Origin of the sequence: Sphaerisporangium rufum (genome assembly GCF_016863395.1) — a bacterium.
In the GTDB taxonomy this organism is placed as follows: Bacteria; Actinomycetota; Actinomycetes; order Streptosporangiales; family Streptosporangiaceae; genus Sphaerisporangium; species Sphaerisporangium rufum.
In genome coordinates, this window is sequence record NZ_BOOU01000092.1 from 1 (window position 1) to 1,234 (window position 1,234).

Sequence of the window (1,234 nt, forward strand, 5' to 3'; positions counted from 1 at the left end):
GAACGCCGGGGTGGGGCAGCGGTGGGGTCATCGGGAGGCTCCGCGGCGTGGTGAGCGGCGGGGGTGAGCTTCGGCTCCGCGGGATGGGTGAGCGGTGGGGTGTCGGCTTGGGCGCGCTGTGTTCTTTGGCGCGCGCTTCGCGCGCGCCGCGTCCGGGCGCCTTTTAGCCGGCGTTCTTCGAGCGTCACTCGGAACCGCTCGTTCCTCGCACTTCCTCCCTCCTCCTCAGAACACCGGCGCGCCCGAACGCCGGGACGGGCAGGCAGCGGGGTCAGCGTCGGCTTCGCGGGGATGGGGAGGCGGCGGGGTATCGCCGGCTCCATGGGGTGGTGGGCGGCGGCGTGGCCGCTGGTTCCGCGGGGCGGGTGGGCGGTGGGCTGAGCTGGCGCCGTCGCGGGGTGGGCACGCGAGAGGATGACGCTCGGCTCAGGAGAGTCCTGGTGGCGGGGGCGCCTCAGGTGGGCCGGTTCGGGTGGGCGACGGGGATGCGGTCGGGGAGCTGAGGTCCGAACCGGGAAGGGGTGGGGTACGTGATGAGGATATGCGGAGTTCAGCGAAGGGCCCTGGGGGCGTGAGGACCATGACCGGTAGCCGGGCGGCGATGGCGGCCCTGGCGTGCAGCATGCTCGCGACGGGGTGCGGCGCCGAGCGGGAGACCCCGGCGACCGGTCCGGAGCGGCCGGTGTCCACTTCGGTCTCACCTGTGCCGAGCGGGGGCGTCCCGACCGCGGATGCGCCGGCCAGTCCCACGCGCCCCAGGGGCGGCACGACGGCCCCGGTGGCCGTTCCCTGGGAGAAGGCCGAACCGCTGGACGGGGGGCGACGGCTGCGGATCCTTTGGTGGTCCGGTGTGGAGCCCTGTCACGTGCTCGACCGGGTCGCCCTACGGGAGACCGGCACCCGGGTCACCGTCACCTTGTACGAGGGGCACACCCGCGAGAACGTCGCCTGCATCGAGATGGCGGTGCGTAAGAGCACCGAGGTCACCCTCAAGCAGCCAGTGGACGGCCGCAAGGTGGTCGACGGCGCCCGCCCCTGACCCGGAATGATCATCCGCCAAGCCCCGCCCCAGCCCGACCCGTCCAAGCGAGCGCGCGAACTCGCGGTCGCCCACCCGTCCGGTGGCGGTGCAGGTCATCCAGCCGGCCATCCCTCCCGCGGACCCAAGGTCACCCGCCGCTCACCCAGCCCGCGGAGCGTGCGGTGACCCCGCCGCCGCCCCGTCCCGGCGTTC

1 protein-coding gene is annotated in these 1,234 nt (G+C 74.1%); it reads left to right on the forward strand.

Annotated elements, in window-relative coordinates:
- Positions 1–778: 778 nt before the first annotated feature.
- The gene (locus Sru01_RS36025; RefSeq protein ID WP_239137893.1) at positions 779–1,039 is read left to right on the forward strand and encodes a hypothetical protein; all 261 of its coding nucleotides are present in this window, start codon (positions 779–781) and stop codon (positions 1,037–1,039) included.
- Positions 1,040–1,234 lie beyond the last annotated feature (195 nt).